The sequence below is a fragment of the Pseudoalteromonas sp. S16_S37 genome, assembly GCF_014694405.1.
GTDB lineage: Bacteria > Pseudomonadota > Gammaproteobacteria > Enterobacterales > Alteromonadaceae > Pseudoalteromonas.
This window is the reverse complement of sequence record NZ_JAAUWV010000013.1, coordinates 40,121-59,947: the sequence shown is the minus strand read 5'-3', so window position 1 is coordinate 59,947 and position 19,827 is coordinate 40,121. Positions and strand designations below refer to the sequence as shown.

Here is a 19,827-nt window from a genome sequence, read left to right as displayed (position 1 = left end):
TGACGGCTTTTTTGTTGATAAAAAATGACACCGGTATCACAAATTTAGTAATTTTCATGACACCGGTATCATTGAAATTATTTAAGTTTTTTGACATTTTTATGCCTTTTTAGGGCCTCCAAAAGCTCGAATATCTCAAAACCATCTGTTAAGATAAATTCAGCTTAAAGTTAGTCAGAACTTCAGAGCTATCCCGTTCAATCTCACATTTAGGTAATAACATGACTTCAAGCGCTACTCGTTTTGTCGATTTAACTGCAGCCGAACTTGTCGAACACGCCATTAGCCGTGGCGAAGGCACTTTAGCCGCAAATGGAGCTTTCGTTGCAAAAACTGGCCGTCGTACAGGCCGTTCACCTAGTGACCGTTTTATCGTAAAAGAGCCAAGCACTGAAAATGACATCCAATGGGGTAATGTAAACCGCCCATTCGATGCCGAAAAATTTAATGCATTATGGGCTCGTGTTGAAGCACACGTACAAAGTAAAGACCACTTCGTCTCTCACCTTGAAGTGGGTGCAGATCCTGAGCACTACTTACCGGTAGTTGTTACCACAGAAACTGCATGGCACCATATCTTTGCAAAAAACATGTTTATTGAACCGGTTCGTTACAACGCCTCAGATTTACCACAGTGGCAAGTAATGAATGTACCTTCATTTGTTTGCGATCCAGAACGTGACGGCACAAGCAGCGATGGTACTGTGATCATCAATTTTGCTGAGCGAAAAGTATTACTTGCGGGTATGCACTACGCAGGCGAAATGAAAAAATCAATGTTCTCGGTACAGAACTTCTTATTACCAGCCAAAGGCGTATTACCTATGCACTGTAGTGCAAACGTAGGTGAAGCAGGTGATACAGCATTGTTCTTCGGCCTATCTGGCACAGGTAAAACAACGCTTTCAGCCGATCCAACTCGTTTCCTAATCGGTGATGACGAGCATGGTTGGGCACCTGGTAGCGTATTTAACATTGAAGGCGGTTGTTACGCTAAATGTATCGACCTGTCACAAAAGAACGAACCCGTGATCTGGAATGCGATTAAGTTTGGCACCATCTTAGAAAACGTTGTATTAGATGAAAACCGCGTACCTGACTTTAAAGATACGAGCCTAACGCAAAATACCCGTGCCGCTTATCCACTAGAGCATGTTGAAAAGCGTAAAGTAGAAAACCGCGCTGGCGAGCCAAAAGCAGTTGTATTCTTAACATGTGACGTAAGTGGCGTATTACCACCAGTTTCTATCCTTTCAGAAGAAGCTGCAGCATACCACTTCCTAAGCGGTTACACAGCGAAAGTCGGGTCAACTGAAATTGGCTCAACGTCTGACATTGAATCAACATTCTCAACCTGTTTTGGTGCACCTTTCTTCCCGCGTCCAGCAGGTGTGTACGCTGAGCTTCTAATGAAGCGTGTGCGCGAGTTTGGCGCAAAGGTATACCTAGTGAACACAGGTTGGACTGGCGGACCTTACGGTATTGGTAAGCGTTTTGATATCCCAACTACACGTGCTGTTGTTGATGCGATTGTATCTGGCAAACTTGTAGATGTTGAAACAACTCACATTGAGTCGTTAAATCTAGACGTACCAGTATCTGTTCCTGGTGTAGATAGCGTATTACTTAATCCAATCAATACTTGGGAAGACAAAGCGAAGTACGCTGAATACGCAGCCAAACTGGCAGCTGATTTCCAAGAGAACTTTGCCAAGTATGACGTATCAGACGCCATCAAACAGGCAAGTCCACGCGGCTAATTAAACCCGCGTAAGCAAATTCCTTTATCAAAAGCGCCCCTCGTTGGGCGTTTTTTTGTGCCCCATCCTTTATCGTTAAAGTAAGAACTTCTACCTAACGCACTAACATATAATTACGACATAAAGCGTATTACGATGAAAAAACATGGTTTTCATCCATACTTGTTTAACATCGCTTGGCGCAAACGGTAGCAAAGCAGCGACAGATATGGTTTGATTACCTCTTGCGCATTACCAAGAAAAAGAACAGACCATGCTTGAAAATTTATCTTTGAGGAAAAAAATCCTCCTACTCATAGGCGGCACAATTTCGGTGCTGTTGATCATAGCATCTAGCTATTTCGTCAATCATATAGCTTCGTTATCGCGACAAGGTGTCGAGCGAGAAGCGCAAAGTTATATACTAAGTGAAAAGTTATCGATGGAGTCGTTTTTTGCTCAATATGGCAAATTGGTAAAATCGTTTATTACCAGTCCACATATGATTGAGTTTTTTGAGCAATACGATACTAGAGAAGCCGACTTATCCACTCTAGATGGTTATGAGAACATCAACAAAGATTTCAATCGCATTAGTAGCACTGACGAAAACGTGTTGTCGGCATTTTTTGGTTCAGCTAAAACGGGTGAGTACTTTAAAGAAAATGAACGCACATCAAAGTTCGCCGATGGAAAACCTTACTACACTTACAAACGTGGTTGGTGGCAAGACGCCCTAAGCAAAAACGGGCTATATGTCGGTACACCCACCGTAGATATTAACACTGGCGCAGTCTCTGCTGTGGTACAACAACCGGTGCATAATAGTCGTGGGGAATTAGTCGGTATTGGTGGTGTTGATTTACAAATTAACCGCATCAGTGCAATGGTTGAAGATATTCGCTTTCATGGTCAAGGCTATGGCTTTTTGCTCGACAGTGATTTAAAAGTTGTTCACCTTTCAAAGCAAACCGGACATGACCTGTCGATCACAGATGAAGGACCCAATGGCAAAGAAGGCTTAGAAGCATTAGAAGGTCGCTTTGCAAATACCCAAGGGTTTAGCGCTCTCAATCAAAAAATTGAGAATAATCAATCAGGCACAGCCGAAGTTACTCTTAAAGGTAAAGATTACTACGTTGTTTTCAATAGCGTTAAGTTAGATACGCCGATTTTAGATTGGCATGTAGGTATTTTAATTCCAACAAGCCTAATTGAAGAGCCTGTACAACAGGCGGTGATGACCACTATCACCTCCGTTATCGTTATTCTTGCTATCGTTGTTGCTATGATTTGGTGGGCAACACATATGATTGCAAAACCCATCACCAAGCTAACCTATATCATGCGTGATATTGCATCGGGTGATGGCGACTTAACTCAGCGCATCGATATAAACAGCCAAGACGAAGTGGGCCAGCTAGCGCATCATATGAATACCTTTATTGATAAGTTGCGCGCGATGATGCTCGATACCGCAGCACAAGCTTCACAACTAGGTAACGCCTCTGCGCAATTAAGCGAAGTGTCATCCAATACCAACCATGAAATTCAGCAAGAGAAAGAGCAAGTCGACAGTGTTAGCGCAGCAGTGACTGAAATGGCCGCGACAGTGACCGAGATCTCACGTAATGCACAAGAAACCAACCAAGCAGCTGAAACCGTACAACGTATGACGCAAGATGGCGCGGCTCGTTCAAATCAAGCACAACAAGTAATGGTTGAGCTATCCGTGCATATCGGCGAAGCTGCTAAAGTTGTGTCAGGCCTTGAACAAGAAACCAGTAACATAGGCGCGGTTATTGATGTGATCAACGGTATTGCTGAGCAAACCAATTTACTGGCACTGAACGCCGCCATTGAGGCTGCACGTGCTGGTGAGCAAGGTAGAGGCTTTGCGGTGGTTGCAGACGAAGTACGCTCTTTGGCAAGTAGAACGCAAGAATCAACCGATGATATTCGTAATATGATCTCTCGCTTGCAACAAATTGCTCAGCAAGCATCCACCATGATGCAACAAGGGCAAGAACAAGCCCAAAGTACCGTAGAGCAAACCCAAGGCGTATTAGACTCGCTTAAAGAAATTGCAGAGTCTGTGGTGACTGTACAAGATCAAAGTCACCAAATCGCCACCTCAACCGAGGAGCAAACGGTGGTTGCGGAAGACATCAACAACAGTCTTAACACCATCAATGATTTGGTGAATAGTACAGCACATCACGCGCAAACGCTGGCGAGTGAAGCCCGCGACTTAAACGATCTAGCCAAAGCGCTTAACCGTACGGTAAATCAATTTAAACTCTAACAATCAAAGAGCCGCTGACATGCGGCTCACCTCTTTTTGCCCTAGATCAATACCTCACTTAGTGAACGCCGATACACTGTCGCCATCAAAATAGTCAGCTAACTGTGCGAGTGCGTATCGTGATTAATCTACCTACATGGGATGATTCCCTAATCAAAAAATATAACGTCTCTGGTCCGAGATATACTTCTTACCCTACCGCTTTATCTTTACAGTCAGGATACGACGACTCCGCGTTGCGTACAGCAGTGAACACCTCTGATAGTGACGTGCTGTCACTTTATGTGCATATCCCATTTTGCCATCAACTATGCTATTACTGTGGTTGTAATAAAATAGTCACTCGCCATCAGCACAAGGCGGATACCTACTTAGATAACCTAGAGCTAGAAATTCAATCTAAAGCGCCGTTATTTAAACACTACATAGTAGAGCAACTTCATTTAGGTGGTGGCACGCCAACGTTTTTAACCACCGAGCAAATGACGCGCCTTATCACCATGCTAGAGCGGCATTTTAAATTTAATAGCCAAGCACAGCGCAGCATAGAAATAGACCCAAGATCACTGGCTGACAACATGTTGGCGCAATTACACATACTCGGCTTTAATCGTGTGTCATTTGGTGTGCAAGATTTTAATGACCAAGTTCAAGAAGCAGTGAATAGACCACAGCATATGGATGATGTGGTTGCCCTACTTAAGCACGCACGCGAGTTGGGATTTAAGTCAATCAATGCAGATATGATCTATGGCCTGCCACATCAAACACCTGAGAGCTTTGCACAGAGTATTGCTAAGCTCATCGAGCTCAGTCCAGATAGAGTGTCAGTATTCAACTATGCACACTTACCCGACAAATTCGCGGCGCAGCGCAAACTAAAAGAAGCGGATATGCCAAGCCCAGAGCAAAAGCTCACAATGTTCAAAAATACGTTAGAGCAAATGACTCAAGCTGGGTATCAATTTATTGGTATGGACCACTTTGCTAAAAAACAAGATGAATTAGCCATAGCCCAGCAACACGGTCAGTTACACCGTAACTTCCAAGGTTACACCACTCATGGCGACTGCGATTTACTGGGCCTAGGTGTATCTTCTATTTCACAAATCGGCAATGCCATTTTACAAAACGAAAAAGAGCTAAAAACATATTACGACGCGGTCAATCAGCACAGCTTTGCGATTAGCAAAGGCATGCAACTCAATGCAGAAGATCAATTACGAGCACAGGTGATCAAACAGCTGATTTGCCATTTTGAATTGGATATCGCCGAATTTGAAGCACGCTACGAAATTAATTTCAAAAGCCACTTTGCCGAGGCGCTAAATGCCCTCACCCCTTTAGCTCAAGATGGGTTAGTTGTGATATCAGAGCATAAAATAGAAGTGACGAGTCGAGGCAACCTGTTCATTCGCATTATCTGTATGTGCTTTGATGAATATTTACAACAACAGCTTAAGACAGCACGTTTTTCACGTGTTATCTGATATCAGCTTTATGATGTTTACTTAGCAGCACATTCTTGTGCAGCTAGTTTTGCGCTAATAAAATCAGGGTGTGCAACATAAAGCAGCCCTGATATTTTGCGAATGATATGATCTTCATGACTGTCTAGGTGACCATCTGCAAACGCAACATGCCAAAGCAGTTCAATAATCTCAATGCGTTCAATGTCAGAGGTGTGTTGATTGATTTGTTTCACAAATGCAAAAAGGTCAATCGCGTGCTCTACTAGTTTTTGTGCTTTATCAATCAGCGCTGTGGTTTGCTCAGGACCAAGCTGACACCGTTGCGTTAGGATTTGGCTGATTTTGTTAAACTCACTGTCTAAGAGTTTGCCATCTGCTCGCATCACTTCAACCAGTAACGCCGCCAACGCGGTATTAAAATCTAGCACATCACGTCCAACCGTTTTGGGGATGTTGCTTTGCAATAGCTTTTTCAGGTGATTTAACAAGTAAACTTCTCCACTGTGTTACACTGATTAATAATGAAATACTTTTGGTGCCAAGGAGTTTATATGCACAATGTATATCAAGGTAGGACCGCCTTAGCAAAGTGCCTCAAGTGGTTCTTTGTTATGCTTCCTCTCGTGGCTGCAACCTTTGTGTCTGCCGAAGATATTAAGTCTGAGAAACGCTATGATTTTGATCACAAGGTGCACTACGAACAAACTAAGTATAATAATGGGCACTATTTATTAAAGATTAAATCCGATAGCTACGCGCATTTTTTGCAACAAAGTGTGTTCTTACTGCGCCACAGCGCTCAGTTGTGCAAAGCGAAAACGCCTCAGCTCACCATACTTAAAGGCATACAGCGCTTTGAAAAATTGCCAACAACGCCAAGGCCATATCAAAGCGATTTACAGGTTGAGCTAAAGTGTATTGGCCAATGAGCAATACACCGTAAGCGTTTTATTCAAAGCAGAAATTACTTTGCAAATGCGTGCGCCTTCATCACATCTGCCACAATATGAATTGTGTCTACCCATGCTTGGCGCAATTCAGCATTCCATTGCTCACCTAAACCCACTTTTAACGTATGTAGTAGCGCATTCCCCACGGGGGTAAAATCTTTCGCCTTTACACCATATCCTACATGGCGCTCTGCCAAACTTTGTAAAACGGGAACCAACTTATCAAGGTCATCTAATCCCGCCACAGCAAGCTTTAATGTTGCCATTAACTTTTGCCCTTGGCTCTTAATGCTATTTTTAAAAAGCGGCCGCAATGACGGGTCGTACTCAAATAACGTGGTGTAAAAAATTTCAGCTGCTTGCTCTGCAATCGGCTCAACTTTAGCAAAGCTTTGTTGTACTAGTTGTTTTTGTCGCGCTGTTATCGCCATAACGATTCCTTTTTCAAGCGCCGAGACAGTCGGCTATTTAATAACCTATTAAAAATAGCCAGCAAAACACCTTAATGCGAATTATAGTTCTGTTGGGCTTTGAATAAATTCCGACCTTAACTCAAAGCACCAACCAGCTAGTCTTTATAGCCCCAAGGTGCCGCAGGTGGTTTAATTGGCTGAGTAAGATCAAAGTTTACTCGAAACTCTCTGCCTTCCCGTACCATGCGATAGCTAAATGACTCATCATAAATAAACATCTGCCAAGTGTTTCCCATTGATTGTGGGATCCCTTGGCGTGCAAAAAGCTCTTTTGAATACTGATCGGCTGGAAAAGATTGTACATTGGCAAACCCAGCATCTAGGGTGTGGCCACCGTACATAGTTGAGGCATCATCGCTGCCATCTTCATGGCGATGATCATGTTTTAAACTTAAGCCACTACCCGTTTTGGTTATGATCCAAGTGCGTGAGGCATCGTCACCAACATGAAAAGGCACCTGAAGTTGGCGCTCATCACATCGGCGAATATGCATAATGAGTTTTTTTCCTGCAAATGAGCTAGGGCCTAGTGCATTATCAACAACAACTTCCCCTTCGAAAGCTTTACCACAATGCGCTGCGATATTATTAAAAAATGCATCATGTGTTGGAATAGAAACCAAAGGCGCAGGACGTGCCAATGCGAGCGAACTGGAAAGCGCCAAAACGCTCAATGCGGTAAATTTCATAGACAGTGTTCCTCAAAGCCAGATACAAAAAACCAAAGGGTAATCGACCCTTTGGCTTGTTGCAATTAATTCGGCTAAAGCGGATTTTCAGCCTAAGTCATCGGTGAGGCTACTGCCAAGGCCTTTGGGATTTCAACTGCTGCTCAAATGCACTGATCTTATTGTTTAACTGCTCTGTTTCACCGATAAAATCTAAACCACTTAACAGCCGCGCTTTGATATCAGCGCGTACATCAAAGTCAATGGCATCAAAATACTGGCTTCTTAATTGCTGCTTCGCTAAGTCCACTTCCACTTGAATATCAGTATGCTGCTGAGTCAATTGAAATAACTGTTCGAGCACCTCAGCTGGTAAAGCAATACACAGCATTTGGTTATTGCCACAGTTGTTGAAAAAGATATCAGCAAAGCTTTGTGCCAAAATGACACTAAAGCCATATTGCTTAAGTGCCCAAGGCGCATGCTCACGGGATGAGCCGCAGCCAAAGTTATCGCGTGTCAATAATATCGACGCACCTTGGTAGCACGCGTTATTGAGCACAAAATCAGGGTTTTGTGAACCATCTTCAAGATAGCGCCAATCATAAAATAATGCTTTATCAAACCCGTCACGGCTCGTTGATGTTAAAAACTGCTTGGGGATGATTTGGTCAGTATCCACGTTGTTTTTATCTAATGGTGCCAACAGCCCTTGATGATAACAACTCATTAGACTTCTCCTCGAATATCAGTAAAGTGACCGGCAATTGCTGCTGCCGCCGCCATTGCGGGGCTAACAAGGTGGGTGCGACCACCGCGACCCTGACGACCTTCAAAATTGCGATTTGACGTTGAAGCACAGCGCTTACCCGCACCCAAACGGTCATCATTCATTGCCAAACACATTGAACAGCCCGGCTCACGCCATTCAAAACCTGCGGCTTTAAAAATATCAGCCAGTCCTTCTTGTTCAGCTTGTTGCTTTACAAGACCAGAGCCCGGCACGATTAAAGCTTCAACGCCTTTGGCCACCTGCTTGCCTTTAACAATATCCGCGGCAGCACGTAAGTCCTCAATACGACTGTTGGTACATGAGCCTATAAATACGGTATCCACCTTAGCATCTGACAGCTTTTGCCCTGCCTGCAAGCCCATGTATTGCAACGCACTGCGAATAGCCTGTGCCTTAATTAGATTTGGCTCCTGGTCAGGGTCCGGCACCAGCTCATCAATGCCAATAACTTGCTCAGGGCTTGTGCCCCAGGTCACTTGCGGCTGGATATCTTGGGCATTTAGCTCAACCACATAATCAAACTGAGCGCCTTCGTCTGTGCACAATGTTCGCCAATAGGCAACGGCAGCATCAAAGTCATCTCCTTTTGGTGCAAAAGGTCGACCTTTTATGTATTCATAAGTCGTTTCATCAGGTGCGATAAGCCCCGCTTTAGCGCCCATTTCAATACTCATATTACACAAAGTCATACGCGCTTCCATCGACAACGCTTCAATAGCAGAGCCACAAAACTCAGCCACATATCCGGTACCGCCAGCGGTGCCCAATTTACCTATGACCGCCATGATTAAATCTTTTGCCGTAACCGTTGGACGCAATAAACCATTGACCTGAATTTTTAACGATTTAGCCTTTTTTTGCTGCAATGTTTGCGTGGCCAATACATGCTCAACTTCTGAGGTGCCAATACCATGCGCCAACGCGCCAAATGCGCCATGAGTCGAGGTATGGCTATCGCCACATACAATCGTTGTGCCTGGTAACGTGATCCCTTGCTCAGGGCCCATTACATGGACGATACCTTGGTTGATAGAGTTTAAGTCGTACAGCACAATCCCAAACTCTTCACAGTTTTTAGCAAGCGCCATTAACTGATTTTTGGATACCTCACTGGCCGCATCCAAAGAACGGCTTTTAGTTGAGACATTATGATCCATCGTTGCGAAGGTTTTCTCTGGGCATCTAACCGTGCGATTTTTTTCTCTCAAGCCAGAAAATGCCTGCGGTGAGGTGACTTCGTGTACTAAATGCCTATCAATGTATAGTAAATCGGTTTGTTCATTAATTTTGGCAACCACATGAGATTGCCATATTTTATCGTATAAGGTTTGTGCCACTTGCTACATCCTCAGCTAAAACAGCAGCCTGACGGAAGGCTGCTGTTAAAATAGGTTAAATTCTTGCAACTATCGCTTGTGCGACATCTTGTGTGGTATAGCCCGCTTGCGGGAAGATATCTGGCGTACCTACCCCTGCGGCTACCGCTTCTGCAACCGCTTTTTCGATACTTCGAGCGGCTTCATCTTGACCTAGCGAATAGCGTAGCATTAAAGCGGCACTTAAAATTTGTGCAATGGGATTAGCAATGCCTTTACCTGCGATATCAGGCGCTGATCCCCCAGCGGGTTCATATAAACCAAATCCAGACTGATTCAAACTGGCCGAAGGAAGTAGACCCATAGAGCCTGTGATCATGGCGCATTCATCCGATAAAATATCGCCAAACAAATTGTCACATAACAGCACATCAAACTGCTGAGGCTGCTTAACAAGCTGCATCGCCGCATTGTCTACGTAGATATAGTCAAGCTTAACCTCTGGGTAGTCTTTACTGACTTCAGTGACAACTTCTCGCCACAATACACTTGATGCCAACACATTTGCTTTGTCAACAGAAGTCACATGGTTATGACGTAATTTGGCCGCTTCAAAGGCAAAGCGTGCAATGCGCTCAATTTCATGACGTGAATAACGCTGAGTATCAAAAGCCGATTCTTCTTGCCCAGCTCCCTCACGCCCTTTTTCACCAAAATAAATACCGCCGGTGAGTTCACGAACACATAAAATATCAAAACCCTTTTCACTGATATCAGCACGAAGAGGAGACGCTGCACTTAAAGCAGGTAGCAACTGCGCTGGGCGCAAGTTACAGAACAAGCCAAAATGCTTGCGAAGGGGTAACAAAGAAGCTCGTTCTGGTTGTTGCTCTGGAGGCAGGTTCTCCCATTTTGGACCACCTACCGAGCCAAATAAAATCGCATCGGCAGCTTCACATGCCGCAAGCGTTGAGGCGGGAAGTGCTTGGCCATGCTGATCAATGGCAGCACCACCAATAGCATATTCTGCACGTGTTATTTTAAAATTAAATTTGTCACTGACAGCGTCTAACACATTCAGTGCCGCCGCCATCACTTCTGGGCCAATGCCATCTCCGGGAAGTACGGCTACTTGGTAACTTGCTTGGCTCATCCTGCTTTCCTTTGTTGTTTTAAACTTGAGACTTTTTGTGCTCTATCGATAAGATTGTAAACGCGGATCATGGCTCGCACCGATGCTTCAACAATATCAGCGGCAAGACCTGCACCGTGATATTGTCGTCCGTTATATTTGGCAATGATGTCAACTTGGCCTAAGGAGCTTGCACCTTGTCCGGTTGCATCTAAGTTGTATTCAATAACCTCAACCGCCATGCCTGTAATTCTTTCAATGGCTAAAAATGATGCTTCAACTGGACCATTACCTGTCGCTGCTTCTTGTTTTGATTGCTCCCCCACGGTCATACCAATGGTCGAGCTGGCCACCGATTGAGAGTTAGAGGTGGAGTTAACAAACTCCAACTTGTAATGGTCATCGTCATCGTTGATCTGATTAAAGTAGATCATCGCCTCTAGGTCGTAGTCGTAAACCGTTCCCTTTTGGTCAGCCAAAGCCAAAAAGCTTTCGTATAGCTTGTCCATATCATAATCAGACTTTTGATAGCCCAATTCCGTTAAACGGTGTTCGATAACATGACGACCAGAGCGTGAGGTCATATTCAATTGGTTGTTTGGCACACCAACACTCTCTGGTGACATGATCTCATAGGTGTTTTGTGCTTTAAGCACGCCATCTTGGTGAATACCAGAGCTGTGGGCAAAGGCATTTTCGCCCACAATCGCTTTGTTCGGTTGTACTGCCATGTTACAAATTTTTGCTACTTGACGAGAAGCGCGATAAATTTCTTCGCTGTGAATATCGGTATACACTTTTAAATGGTCTTGGCGCATTTTCATGATCATCGCCACTTCTTCTAACGAGCAATTTCCTGCGCGCTCACCAATACCATTTACGGTGCATTCAATTTGCCGTGCGCCTGCTTGTACTGCAGCAATAGAGTTAGCCACAGCCAAACCCAAATCATTATGACAATGCACACTAAGACGTGCTTTATCAATGTTAGGCACATTGTTCATCAAATGATGGATCATCGCCGCATATTCGTCTGGCGTGACATAGCCAACCGTATCAGGCAAATTAATGGTCGAAGCACCGGCGTTTATCGCCACCTCGACAATGCGACATAAATCAGCATGGGGCGTGCGCCCTGCATCTTCACAGGAAAACTCAACATCATCTGTGTAATTGCGCGCAAGCTTTATTGATTTAACCGCCATGGCCGTTGCATCATCTAAGCTCATGCGTAATTTATGCTCTAAATGCAATGGACTGGTCGCGATAAAAGTATGAATACGGCTGCGCTGTGCAGGTTTTAACGCTTCACCGCAGGCTTCAATATCTTTACTTACCGCTCGGGCCAACCCACATATGATAGGGTTGGTTACCTCTGTTGCAATTCGCTGCACCGCTCTGAAGTCTGCTGGACTAGACACGGGAAATCCAACTTCCATTACGTCGACATTCAAGCGGCTAATTGCGTGAGCTAACTGAACTTTGTCGTTTTCTGTCAGGCTGGCTTTCAACGCTTGCTCACCATCACGCAATGTCGTATCAAAAATCCACACTTTATCCTGCATAACTTATTCCTCATCCCCAAAAATAAAAAAACCCCGCAAGTGCGGGGTTAAAAGTAGCTGCTCTATTTACGCGCACTACACCCCACTGACAAAATTAATCAGTAAGAGATTAAGCAGTAGTGACAAAAGCGTGATGTTTTTCATAGAGCAAAGTTGTCCTGTTGATGGATTGGCTATGTTGTAACATGGGTCACAAAGCAAGATCAAGCATAAAAAAACCAAACAACAGTATGAAAACGCATTTCAATTAAATAAAAAAACCAATAATACGCAAAATAAGACAGGTAAATACCCAAATTGACGGATTTAATGAATGAAACTTTGTCTGCTTATAACATCGACGATTAGAATAACTTTTTAGCCATTGCGGCAGCTTTCTATGACTGCATTTCTAAATTGATGAGTAATACTGCGACAGTTGGATGATTCTGCCGTCATAAAAAAGAAGCCAGCAATGCTGGCTTCTGCTCTTTACTGAGGTTTATTTTGAGGAGAAAGTTTCTATCTGAGCCGGCATGTCACTATCATGTTCAGGCACAGAGCGTTTTTTACTTACAAGCATATAAAACACCGGTGTAAACAATAAGCCAAATATCGTCACACCCACCATACCCGAAAAGACCGCAACCCCCATTGTCTCGCGCATTTCAGCACCAGCTCCTGACGCCAATACCAAAGGAATAACACCTGCTGTAAAAGCAATGGATGTCATTAAAATAGGTCGTAAGCGCAATTGACAAGCGCGTAAGATAGCATCAAATCCAGATAGCCCATTTGCCTGCTCTTCTTTGGCAAACTCCACCATCAAAATGGCATTTTTTGATGCCAAAGCAACCAAGACTATCAACGCTATTTGCGTGAATATATTGTTGTCACCTGAGGTAAGCCATACGCCGAGTAAGGCAGACAAGATGGTCATCGGCACTATCAAAATAATGGCAAACGGTAGTTTAAAGCTTTCATATTGGGAGGCCAGAACCATAAACACCAGTAGTACCACCAGCGGGAATACGTATACCATGGTATTGCCAGCCAAAATCTGCTGGTAGGTAACATCGGTCCACTCAAATGCCATGCCGTCAGTTAGAGTGTCTGATAAAACGTCCTCCATCGCTTGTTGCGCTTGATCCGACGAATAGCCCATGGCAGTAGTACCATTTATTTCCGCGCTCAAATAGCCATTGTAATGCATAACACGATCTGGACCTGTCGTTGGGCTGACTTTAAGTACTGCACCAAGAGGAAGCATTTGTCCGTAAATGTTTTTCACTTTGTAAGTTAAAATTTGCTCTGGGTCTAAACGAAAAGATGCTTCAGCTTGCGCGGTGACCTGATAGGTGCGACCAAACAAATTAAAATCATTCACATAAAGAGAGCCAAGATATACCTGCAGTGCATCAAAAATCTCATCGAGTGGCACACCTTGAACCAAGGCTTGCTCACGATCTACCTCGATATTCATTTGTGGTACTTGAATGCGGAAGCTCGAATAAAGTCCCATTAGCTCGGGCCGTTGCTGTGCTTTGGCAATCACGTTTTGCAGGTTTTCAAACAGCTTTTCGTAACCTAAGTTGGCTCTGTCCTCAAGCTGTAACTTAAAACCACCTGTGGTGCCTAACCCAGAAATTGGCGGCGGTGGAAACACCGCAATAAACGCTTCATCAATGGCCGCAAATTTTTGGTTCAATTTTGCAGCCAATGCAAAAGCACTTAGCTCTGAAGTTTGGCGATTCTCAAATTTATCGAGGTTCACAAAAATAATGCCGCTATTGGGGCTGTTGGTAAATCCGTTGATAGATAACCCAGGAAAAGAAACAGTGTTAATGATCCCTGTGGTGTTCAGCGCCATATTTTCCATCTCTCGGATCACCGAGTCGGTGCGGTCTAAACTCGCAGCATCAGGTAACTGTGCAATGGCAATAAGGTATTGCTTATCTTGCTGAGGAATGAAGCCACCAGGAATCGCATCAAACAATTTACTGGTAGCAAACAATAATCCACCGTATAAAGCCAACACGATAACCGAGTAACGGATCAACCTTTTGACTAAACCCACATAACCCCTAGCGGCCGAATCAAAAAAACGATTAAACGGAGTAAATAGCACTTTAGAGAATATGCTGTTGATCACGACCGTCAGTTTATCTGGTTTAGCACCATGGGGCTTTAACAGTAGCGCAGCCAAAGCGGGTGATAGAGTCAGTGAATTAAACGCCGAGATCAAGGTTGAGATGGTGATTGTTAACGCAAACTGCTTGTAAAATTGCCCCGATAAACCAGATATAAACGCCGTGGGAATAAACACCGCACACAATACTAACGCGATGGCAATGATAGGCCCAGTTACCTCACGCATGGCTTGTTTAGTAGCTTCATAGGGAGATAAACCATTGGCAATGTTGCGCTCAACATTTTCAACAACAACTATCGCGTCATCCACCACGATGCCAATCGCTAATACTAAGCCAAATAGTGACAAGGTGTTAATAGACACACCCAACCATTGCATGGCGGCGAATGTGCCAACCAAAGACACTGGCACGGCAACTAATGGAATAATAGAAGCACGCCAAGTTTGTAAAAATAGGATAACCACCACGACCACCAGCATGATGGCTTCAAGTAAGGTCGTGATCACCGCATCAATCGAACCACGCACAAAAATAGTCGGGTCGTAGGCGATGTCATAAGTAACTCCTTGTGGAAAGTCTTTAGATAATCGAGCCATCACAGCGCGTACATCGTTCGACAATTCAATAGCATTTGAGCCTGGGCGTTGAAAAATAGGCATTGCCACCGCTTTTTGACCGCTCAATAGTGCGCGTAAAGCATATGAATCTTGGCCAAGCTCAACCCGTCCAATATCCTTTAATTTAGTCACGGCACCAGTGGGAGACACTTTAATAATGATATCGTTAAACTCATTCACTTCGCCGAGTCGCCCTTTAACATTCAGAAGTACTTGGAATTGTTTATCCAAAGGCACAGGTTGCGCACCCAAAGAGCCAGCCGCCACTTGTCGGTTTTGCTTTTTAATCGCACTGATCACATCATTCACTGTCAACTGACGCTCAGCTAATTGCTCAGGGTCTAACCAGACACGTAAAGAGTATTGACCTGCACCAAACAGTTGGATATCACCAACACTACTTAAACGCGCTATCTGATCTTTGACATAAATGTCGGCATAGTTGGATAAGTAACTAATATCGTGTGAACCTGTTGGAGAGATTAAATGCACCACTAGGGCTAGATTCGGCGACGCTTTTTTGGCCACAACCCCTAAACGTTGTACTTCTTGCGGTAAACGAGGTAGCGCACTATTAACGCGGTTTTGTACTTGCACTTGTGCCCTATCTAAATCGGTGCCTAGTGCAAAGGTTACCGTTAGGGTAAGCCGACCATCACTGGTTCCCTGTGAGAACATGTACAACATATTCTCAACCCCATTAATTTCTTGCTCTAAGGGCGTTGCAACCGTTTCAGCTATCACTTGCGGGTTTGCACCAGGGTAGTTCGCAGTGATCACCACCGTTGGTGGCACAACTTCAGGATACTCACTAACAGGTAACTGAAACAAAGAAATAGCGCCCGCGATAAAAATGATCAGCGATAACATGCCCGCAAATATGGGACGACGTATAAAAAAATGCGAAAAGTTCATACTTAGCGCTCCTTGCTATCGGTTTGCTCTTCGCGCATCGCTAACTCAATATTGGAATATGATTGAGGTAATTCAATGTTGATTTCACGCGGCTCTACGCTCATACCAGGACCGACCTTGGCGGGTCCATTCATGACCACCCATTCACCCAACTCCACACCACCCGTTATGGCGCGCAGCTCTCCATAGCGTTTACCCAGCTCAACTTTGCGATATTGCAAGGTATTGTCTTTATCCATTACCAATACAAAGCGATTTTTTAGGTCGGTACCTACCGCCCGATCAGGGACCACGGTTTTTTTATCATTGCGTCCCGTGCTTAAGCTTATTCGTGCAAATGCGCCAGGTAACAGTCTTTTATCATCATTGTTGAATGTGGCCCGCACTCTCAGCGTACCGCTGCGCTCATCAATCGCATTATCAACAAAATCAATCACCCCTTGTTGACTTTGCTGTTGGGTGCCTAGCAATTGTAACTTGACTGGCAACTGAGCAACTTTTGGTATTGCGGCAAAGTGGCTATTCCACGTGCGCTCATCAATGTCAAAGTAAGCATATAGCCTATCAGTTGAGACAATGCTGGTTAACACAGTCTCATTGGCTTTAACAGTATTTCCCTCAGTAAACAAAGCATTAGAGATCTTGCCAGTAATTGGGGAGCGAATTTCTGTAAACTCCACTTTTAGTTCAGCCAATTCAAGCGAGGCTCGTAGCGCAGCTAATTCAGCTTCTCGCTGTGCCGTCACTGACGTCCTGGCTTCAGCTTCTTCTGCTGATATGGCTTTTTGCTTACGCAGTCGCTGAGCTCTAGCCGACTCACTGTGTGCTTGCTGCAAAGCGGCTTGTGCTTTTAAGATCTGCGCTTTCAGTTCACTCACTTGCGCAAGAAAAGTACGCTTATCTAATTTAAATAAAATATCGCCACGCTGTACCAGATCGCCTTCTTTGAATTCAACCGAACTAATCAGTCCCGTTACCCGGGGCCGCAATTCAACCTGCTGTGGAGACTCCAATCGAGTCGTGTAGGTAAACCAATCAACAACCGACAAGGTAGGAACTGATACAATATCAACAGCCGTTTTTGGCACCGATTGCACAACTTCTTCTTGCGCTTGCATACATCCCATTAAACCGAGTGACAGTCCTAACAGGTAATAAAATTTATACTTTTTTAACATAACTAACTCCTTATTCCATTAAGCACTATAGTATTGATTGATATGTATAAAAATGCTCTAATCAACACCTTACTGGTGTTGCTGGTGCACCAAACAAAAAATACAATTAACAAGGCCTTTAAATGGAGTTAACAAATCGCCTGATGCTACTTTTAGAAGTGGTAGAGCTGGGATCTTTTGCCAATGTCGCTGAACATCGAAATGTTGACCGTTCAGTGATCTCTCGACAAATCGCCAAATTAGAAAGTGAATTAGAAGTGAGATTGTTGCATCGTACAACACGCTCGCTGTCACTGACCGCGGCAGGCAATGAAATTGTTGAAAAAGCGCGGGCACTGCGCGAACAATTACATGACACTATTCGGGTGGCGCAAAATTATCATTGCGAGCCTAAAGGCAAATTAAAAATCACCAGTCCACATATTTTTGGTCGGCGCTTTTTACAAAACGTGATCCTCAACTTTCAAGCAAAATACCCAGACATTGAATTTGAATTGAGATTAGAAGATCGCATTGTTGATATGGTCGGCGAAGGATTTGACCTTGGATTTCGTGTTGGTGAACCTAAAGACTCTACCTTGATTGCCAAAAAAATAGCTCGCAACCGCATGTTAATTGTCGCAGCTCCTGATTTTATTCGCCGCCATGGTGAGCCAAAAAGTATTGCCGATCTTGAACGCCTGCCTGCCGTAGTTTATGCCTCAACCGGTCTTATCACGGATAAGATCAAGTATTATGACGATAATCAGCAAGTTGCAACTATTCAACTACGTGCAGCGTATAAAGTGAATGAAGGAGATGTATTGGTTGATACAGCCAAAGCCGGCAACATGGTGGCGGTTGTCGCGGCACATATGATCCAAGACGAAGTGTTAAAAGGCCATTTAGTTCCACTACTCACAGACCTCCATCTCGCTGATTTCGGTGCGTTTTATGCGATGTACACGCATCGTAATAGCCCGGCAAAAATTAAGCTTTTTATCAATGAATTGCAAAATAGCTTAGGTGAAGACAGCCCACTGTGGGAGCAAAATATTCCTCATTTTGCCAACATGTATGGTTATGAGAATAATAGAAGACGCTTTTAGAACAGTTGCGCTACTCCTTTGTAGCGCAACTGATTGAATACGAAAACAAGTCAGATTTTATACATAACGAGTGTGAAGCCAATGGCCATCCGCTACCACGGTATCTTGTGTGGTAGATGCTAGTATTCGCTCTAATTTATCCTTTGGTGCAGCAACACAGTAGGCTGGCCTAAAACGTTCAAAGCGCCAACTTTCTGATAGCTTCCCGCCATCGGCAACATCAAAACCAAAGTCATCAATCAACTTTGCAACCAGCTCCTTAGCTTGAGCATCGTTTGATGCAATGGGGATCGCGCGACGATCTGCCGCCCCCTGTGGCCGCGCATCCCTTTGTAAATCTTGCACTGTGATAGAGTTGAAGGCTTTTACAACCTTTGAGCCCGTTAAGTAACTTGCTAGTAATTCACTTGTCGTTGTATCACTGCTGTTGAGCTCGGTAATATAACCATCTCGGTGTGGAAAATAATTCAGTAAATCGAGTACAACTTTGCCCTCTAGTTGCTCTTTTGGCAGTCGATTATATGCGTAGAGCGGTACTGCAATCACCACCACATCTCCAAACTCAGCGGCTTGCTGCGAAGTGCCTACCTGACAACCAAATCTAGTAGCGACTGCTGCTAAACTCTCAGGTCCTCGTGAATTACTAAGCATGACTTGATGTCCACTACGTAGTGCATGATATGCCAGTGTTTGTGCCATAGCGCCGGCACCAATAAATCCTATCTTCATTCTAGTCTCCATTGATAGTTAGAGTTCCTCACATTTTTTTGCTGATTAATGGGTAACTTCAAAGTGCTAACTGGCAAGGCTAAATAACCGACATAACCGCTGATATCAGGGATCCGAAATAGCTGAAAATAACGCTTAGAAACACAGTTTGATAATAAATCCTGTGCCCATATCTGTCCGTCACTGCCTTGTTCGATACGAATACTTTGTAGCGCTCGATTTAACCCACACCCAATGCACTTAAGCACCGCCTCTTTGGCGACCCAATAGTGCAAAAAGGCACTATTGATATCCACTTGAGACTGCGCCATTTGCTGTTCATGCTCAGAAAATGCAAATTTTTTCAACGCATTAGGTACAACTCGTTGTGCCGATTCAATATCAACACCAATATCACTATGCTGTGAAAAAGCCACACATATGGTGTTTTTTGCATGTGATACGTTAAACCATAATTGGCGAGCTAACGCCGGAAGGTACGGCTTTCCTGATTTGGATAAGCAGATTGGCGTATGCTGCCAATCTGTGCCTAGCATTAAACCAAGCGTATGCCGCACAAATGCACGACTGATGATAAATTGACGTAATTTAGCCTGACTAAGCCGCCGCTTAGCTTGCTGCACTTCAGTTGGTAGAAGTCGCTTTGCTTCTTGTATTAAATCGCCATGAATTGTTTTAACAAACAATGCTAAAGGCTCTTCCATAACACGCAAAACATACTTCTTCATGAGCACGTCCATTTATCATTTCACTAA

The 19,827-nt window shown here is 44.2% G+C and carries 16 protein-coding genes; 5 read left to right on the top strand and 11 right to left on the bottom strand.

Annotation, left to right across the window (positions count from 1 at the left end; genetic code table 11):
• Positions 1–221: 221 nt before the first annotated feature.
• The 3 genes from HC733_RS08545 (at position 222) to hemN (ending at position 5,534) form a co-directional block, all read left to right on the top strand.
• Positions 222–1,760: a phosphoenolpyruvate carboxykinase gene (locus HC733_RS08545; protein WP_190364638.1), complete on the top strand. Its 1,539-nt coding sequence runs from the start codon at positions 222–224 to the stop codon at positions 1,758–1,760.
• Between the two features lie 253 nt (positions 1,761–2,013).
• A complete protein-coding gene (locus HC733_RS08540) occupies positions 2,014–4,044 on the top strand; it encodes a methyl-accepting chemotaxis protein (protein ID WP_190364637.1) in 2,031 nt (676 codons plus the stop codon).
• A gap of 119 nt (positions 4,045–4,163) precedes the next feature.
• The gene (gene hemN, locus HC733_RS08535; protein ID WP_190364636.1) at positions 4,164–5,534 is read left to right on the top strand and encodes an oxygen-independent coproporphyrinogen III oxidase; all 1,371 of its coding nucleotides are present in this window, start codon (positions 4,164–4,166) and stop codon (positions 5,532–5,534) included.
• Positions 5,535–5,551: 17 nt separating this feature from the next.
• On the opposite strand, the gene HC733_RS08530 is transcribed toward hemN, so the two are convergent.
• The gene (locus tag HC733_RS08530) at positions 5,552–6,004 is read right to left on the bottom strand and encodes a tellurite resistance TerB family protein (protein WP_190364635.1); all 453 of its coding nucleotides are present in this window, start codon (positions 6,002–6,004) and stop codon (positions 5,552–5,554) included.
• 63 nt (positions 6,005–6,067) lie between these two features.
• Here HC733_RS08530 and HC733_RS08525 point away from each other — a divergent pair, with 63 nt between their 5' ends.
• The gene (locus HC733_RS08525) at positions 6,068–6,445 is read left to right on the top strand and encodes a hypothetical protein (protein ID WP_190364634.1); all 378 of its coding nucleotides are present in this window, start codon (positions 6,068–6,070) and stop codon (positions 6,443–6,445) included.
• A gap of 35 nt (positions 6,446–6,480) precedes the next feature.
• Here HC733_RS08525 and HC733_RS08520 read toward each other — a convergent pair whose 3' ends face one another.
• The 8 genes from HC733_RS08520 to HC733_RS08485 form a co-directional block, all read right to left on the bottom strand.
• Positions 6,481–6,897 carry a globin family protein gene (locus HC733_RS08520; protein ID WP_190364633.1) on the bottom strand — a complete coding sequence of 139 codons (417 nt, stop codon included), beginning with the start codon at positions 6,895–6,897 and terminating at the stop codon, positions 6,481–6,483.
• A 137-nt stretch (positions 6,898–7,034) separates the two neighbouring features.
• Positions 7,035–7,628: a hypothetical protein gene (locus tag HC733_RS08515; protein ID WP_190364632.1), complete on the bottom strand. Its 594-nt coding sequence runs from the start codon at positions 7,626–7,628 to the stop codon at positions 7,035–7,037.
• Between the two features lie 109 nt (positions 7,629–7,737).
• Positions 7,738–8,337, bottom strand: coding sequence for a 3-isopropylmalate dehydratase small subunit (leuD, locus tag HC733_RS08510; protein WP_190364631.1), 600 nt, complete (start codon positions 8,335–8,337; stop codon positions 7,738–7,740).
• Complete coding sequence (gene leuC / locus HC733_RS08505; RefSeq protein ID WP_190364630.1) at positions 8,337–9,737, bottom strand: 3-isopropylmalate dehydratase large subunit; 1,401 nt, start codon at positions 9,735–9,737, stop codon at positions 8,337–8,339. The genes leuD and leuC overlap by 1 nt, the downstream gene beginning before the upstream one ends.
• Positions 9,738–9,792: 55 nt before the next feature.
• The gene (gene leuB, locus HC733_RS08500) at positions 9,793–10,869 is read right to left on the bottom strand and encodes a 3-isopropylmalate dehydrogenase (RefSeq protein WP_190364629.1); all 1,077 of its coding nucleotides are present in this window, start codon (positions 10,867–10,869) and stop codon (positions 9,793–9,795) included.
• Positions 10,866–12,413, bottom strand: a complete 1,548-nt coding sequence (gene leuA / locus HC733_RS08495; protein WP_190364628.1) for a 2-isopropylmalate synthase — start codon at positions 12,411–12,413, stop codon at positions 10,866–10,868. Before leuA ends, leuB begins: the two co-directional genes overlap by 4 nt.
• A gap of 481 nt (positions 12,414–12,894) precedes the next feature.
• On the bottom strand, positions 12,895–16,077 hold the full coding sequence (locus HC733_RS08490; RefSeq protein WP_190364627.1) for an efflux RND transporter permease subunit: 3,183 nt from the start codon (positions 16,075–16,077) through the stop codon (positions 12,895–12,897).
• A gap of 2 nt (positions 16,078–16,079) precedes the next feature.
• Positions 16,080–17,255 (bottom strand): efflux RND transporter periplasmic adaptor subunit, encoded by a 1,176-nt coding sequence (locus tag HC733_RS08485; RefSeq protein ID WP_190364626.1) that lies wholly within the window; start codon positions 17,253–17,255, stop codon positions 16,080–16,082.
• A gap of 122 nt (positions 17,256–17,377) precedes the next feature.
• Between HC733_RS08485 and HC733_RS08480 the strand changes: the two genes are divergently transcribed.
• Positions 17,378–18,343, top strand: coding sequence for a LysR family transcriptional regulator (locus HC733_RS08480; RefSeq protein ID WP_190364625.1), 966 nt, complete (start codon positions 17,378–17,380; stop codon positions 18,341–18,343).
• A gap of 57 nt (positions 18,344–18,400) precedes the next feature.
• Here the strand turns inward: HC733_RS08480 and HC733_RS08475 are convergent, their stop codons facing one another.
• Together HC733_RS08475 and HC733_RS08470 are read right to left on the bottom strand one after the other, a co-directional pair.
• The gene (locus tag HC733_RS08475; protein ID WP_190364624.1) at positions 18,401–19,072 is read right to left on the bottom strand and encodes an NADPH-dependent F420 reductase; all 672 of its coding nucleotides are present in this window, start codon (positions 19,070–19,072) and stop codon (positions 18,401–18,403) included.
• Positions 19,069–19,800, bottom strand: coding sequence for a 4'-phosphopantetheinyl transferase family protein (locus HC733_RS08470; protein WP_190364623.1), 732 nt, complete (start codon positions 19,798–19,800; stop codon positions 19,069–19,071). Before HC733_RS08470 ends, HC733_RS08475 begins: the two co-directional genes overlap by 4 nt.
• Positions 19,801–19,827: the final 27 nt, after the last annotated feature.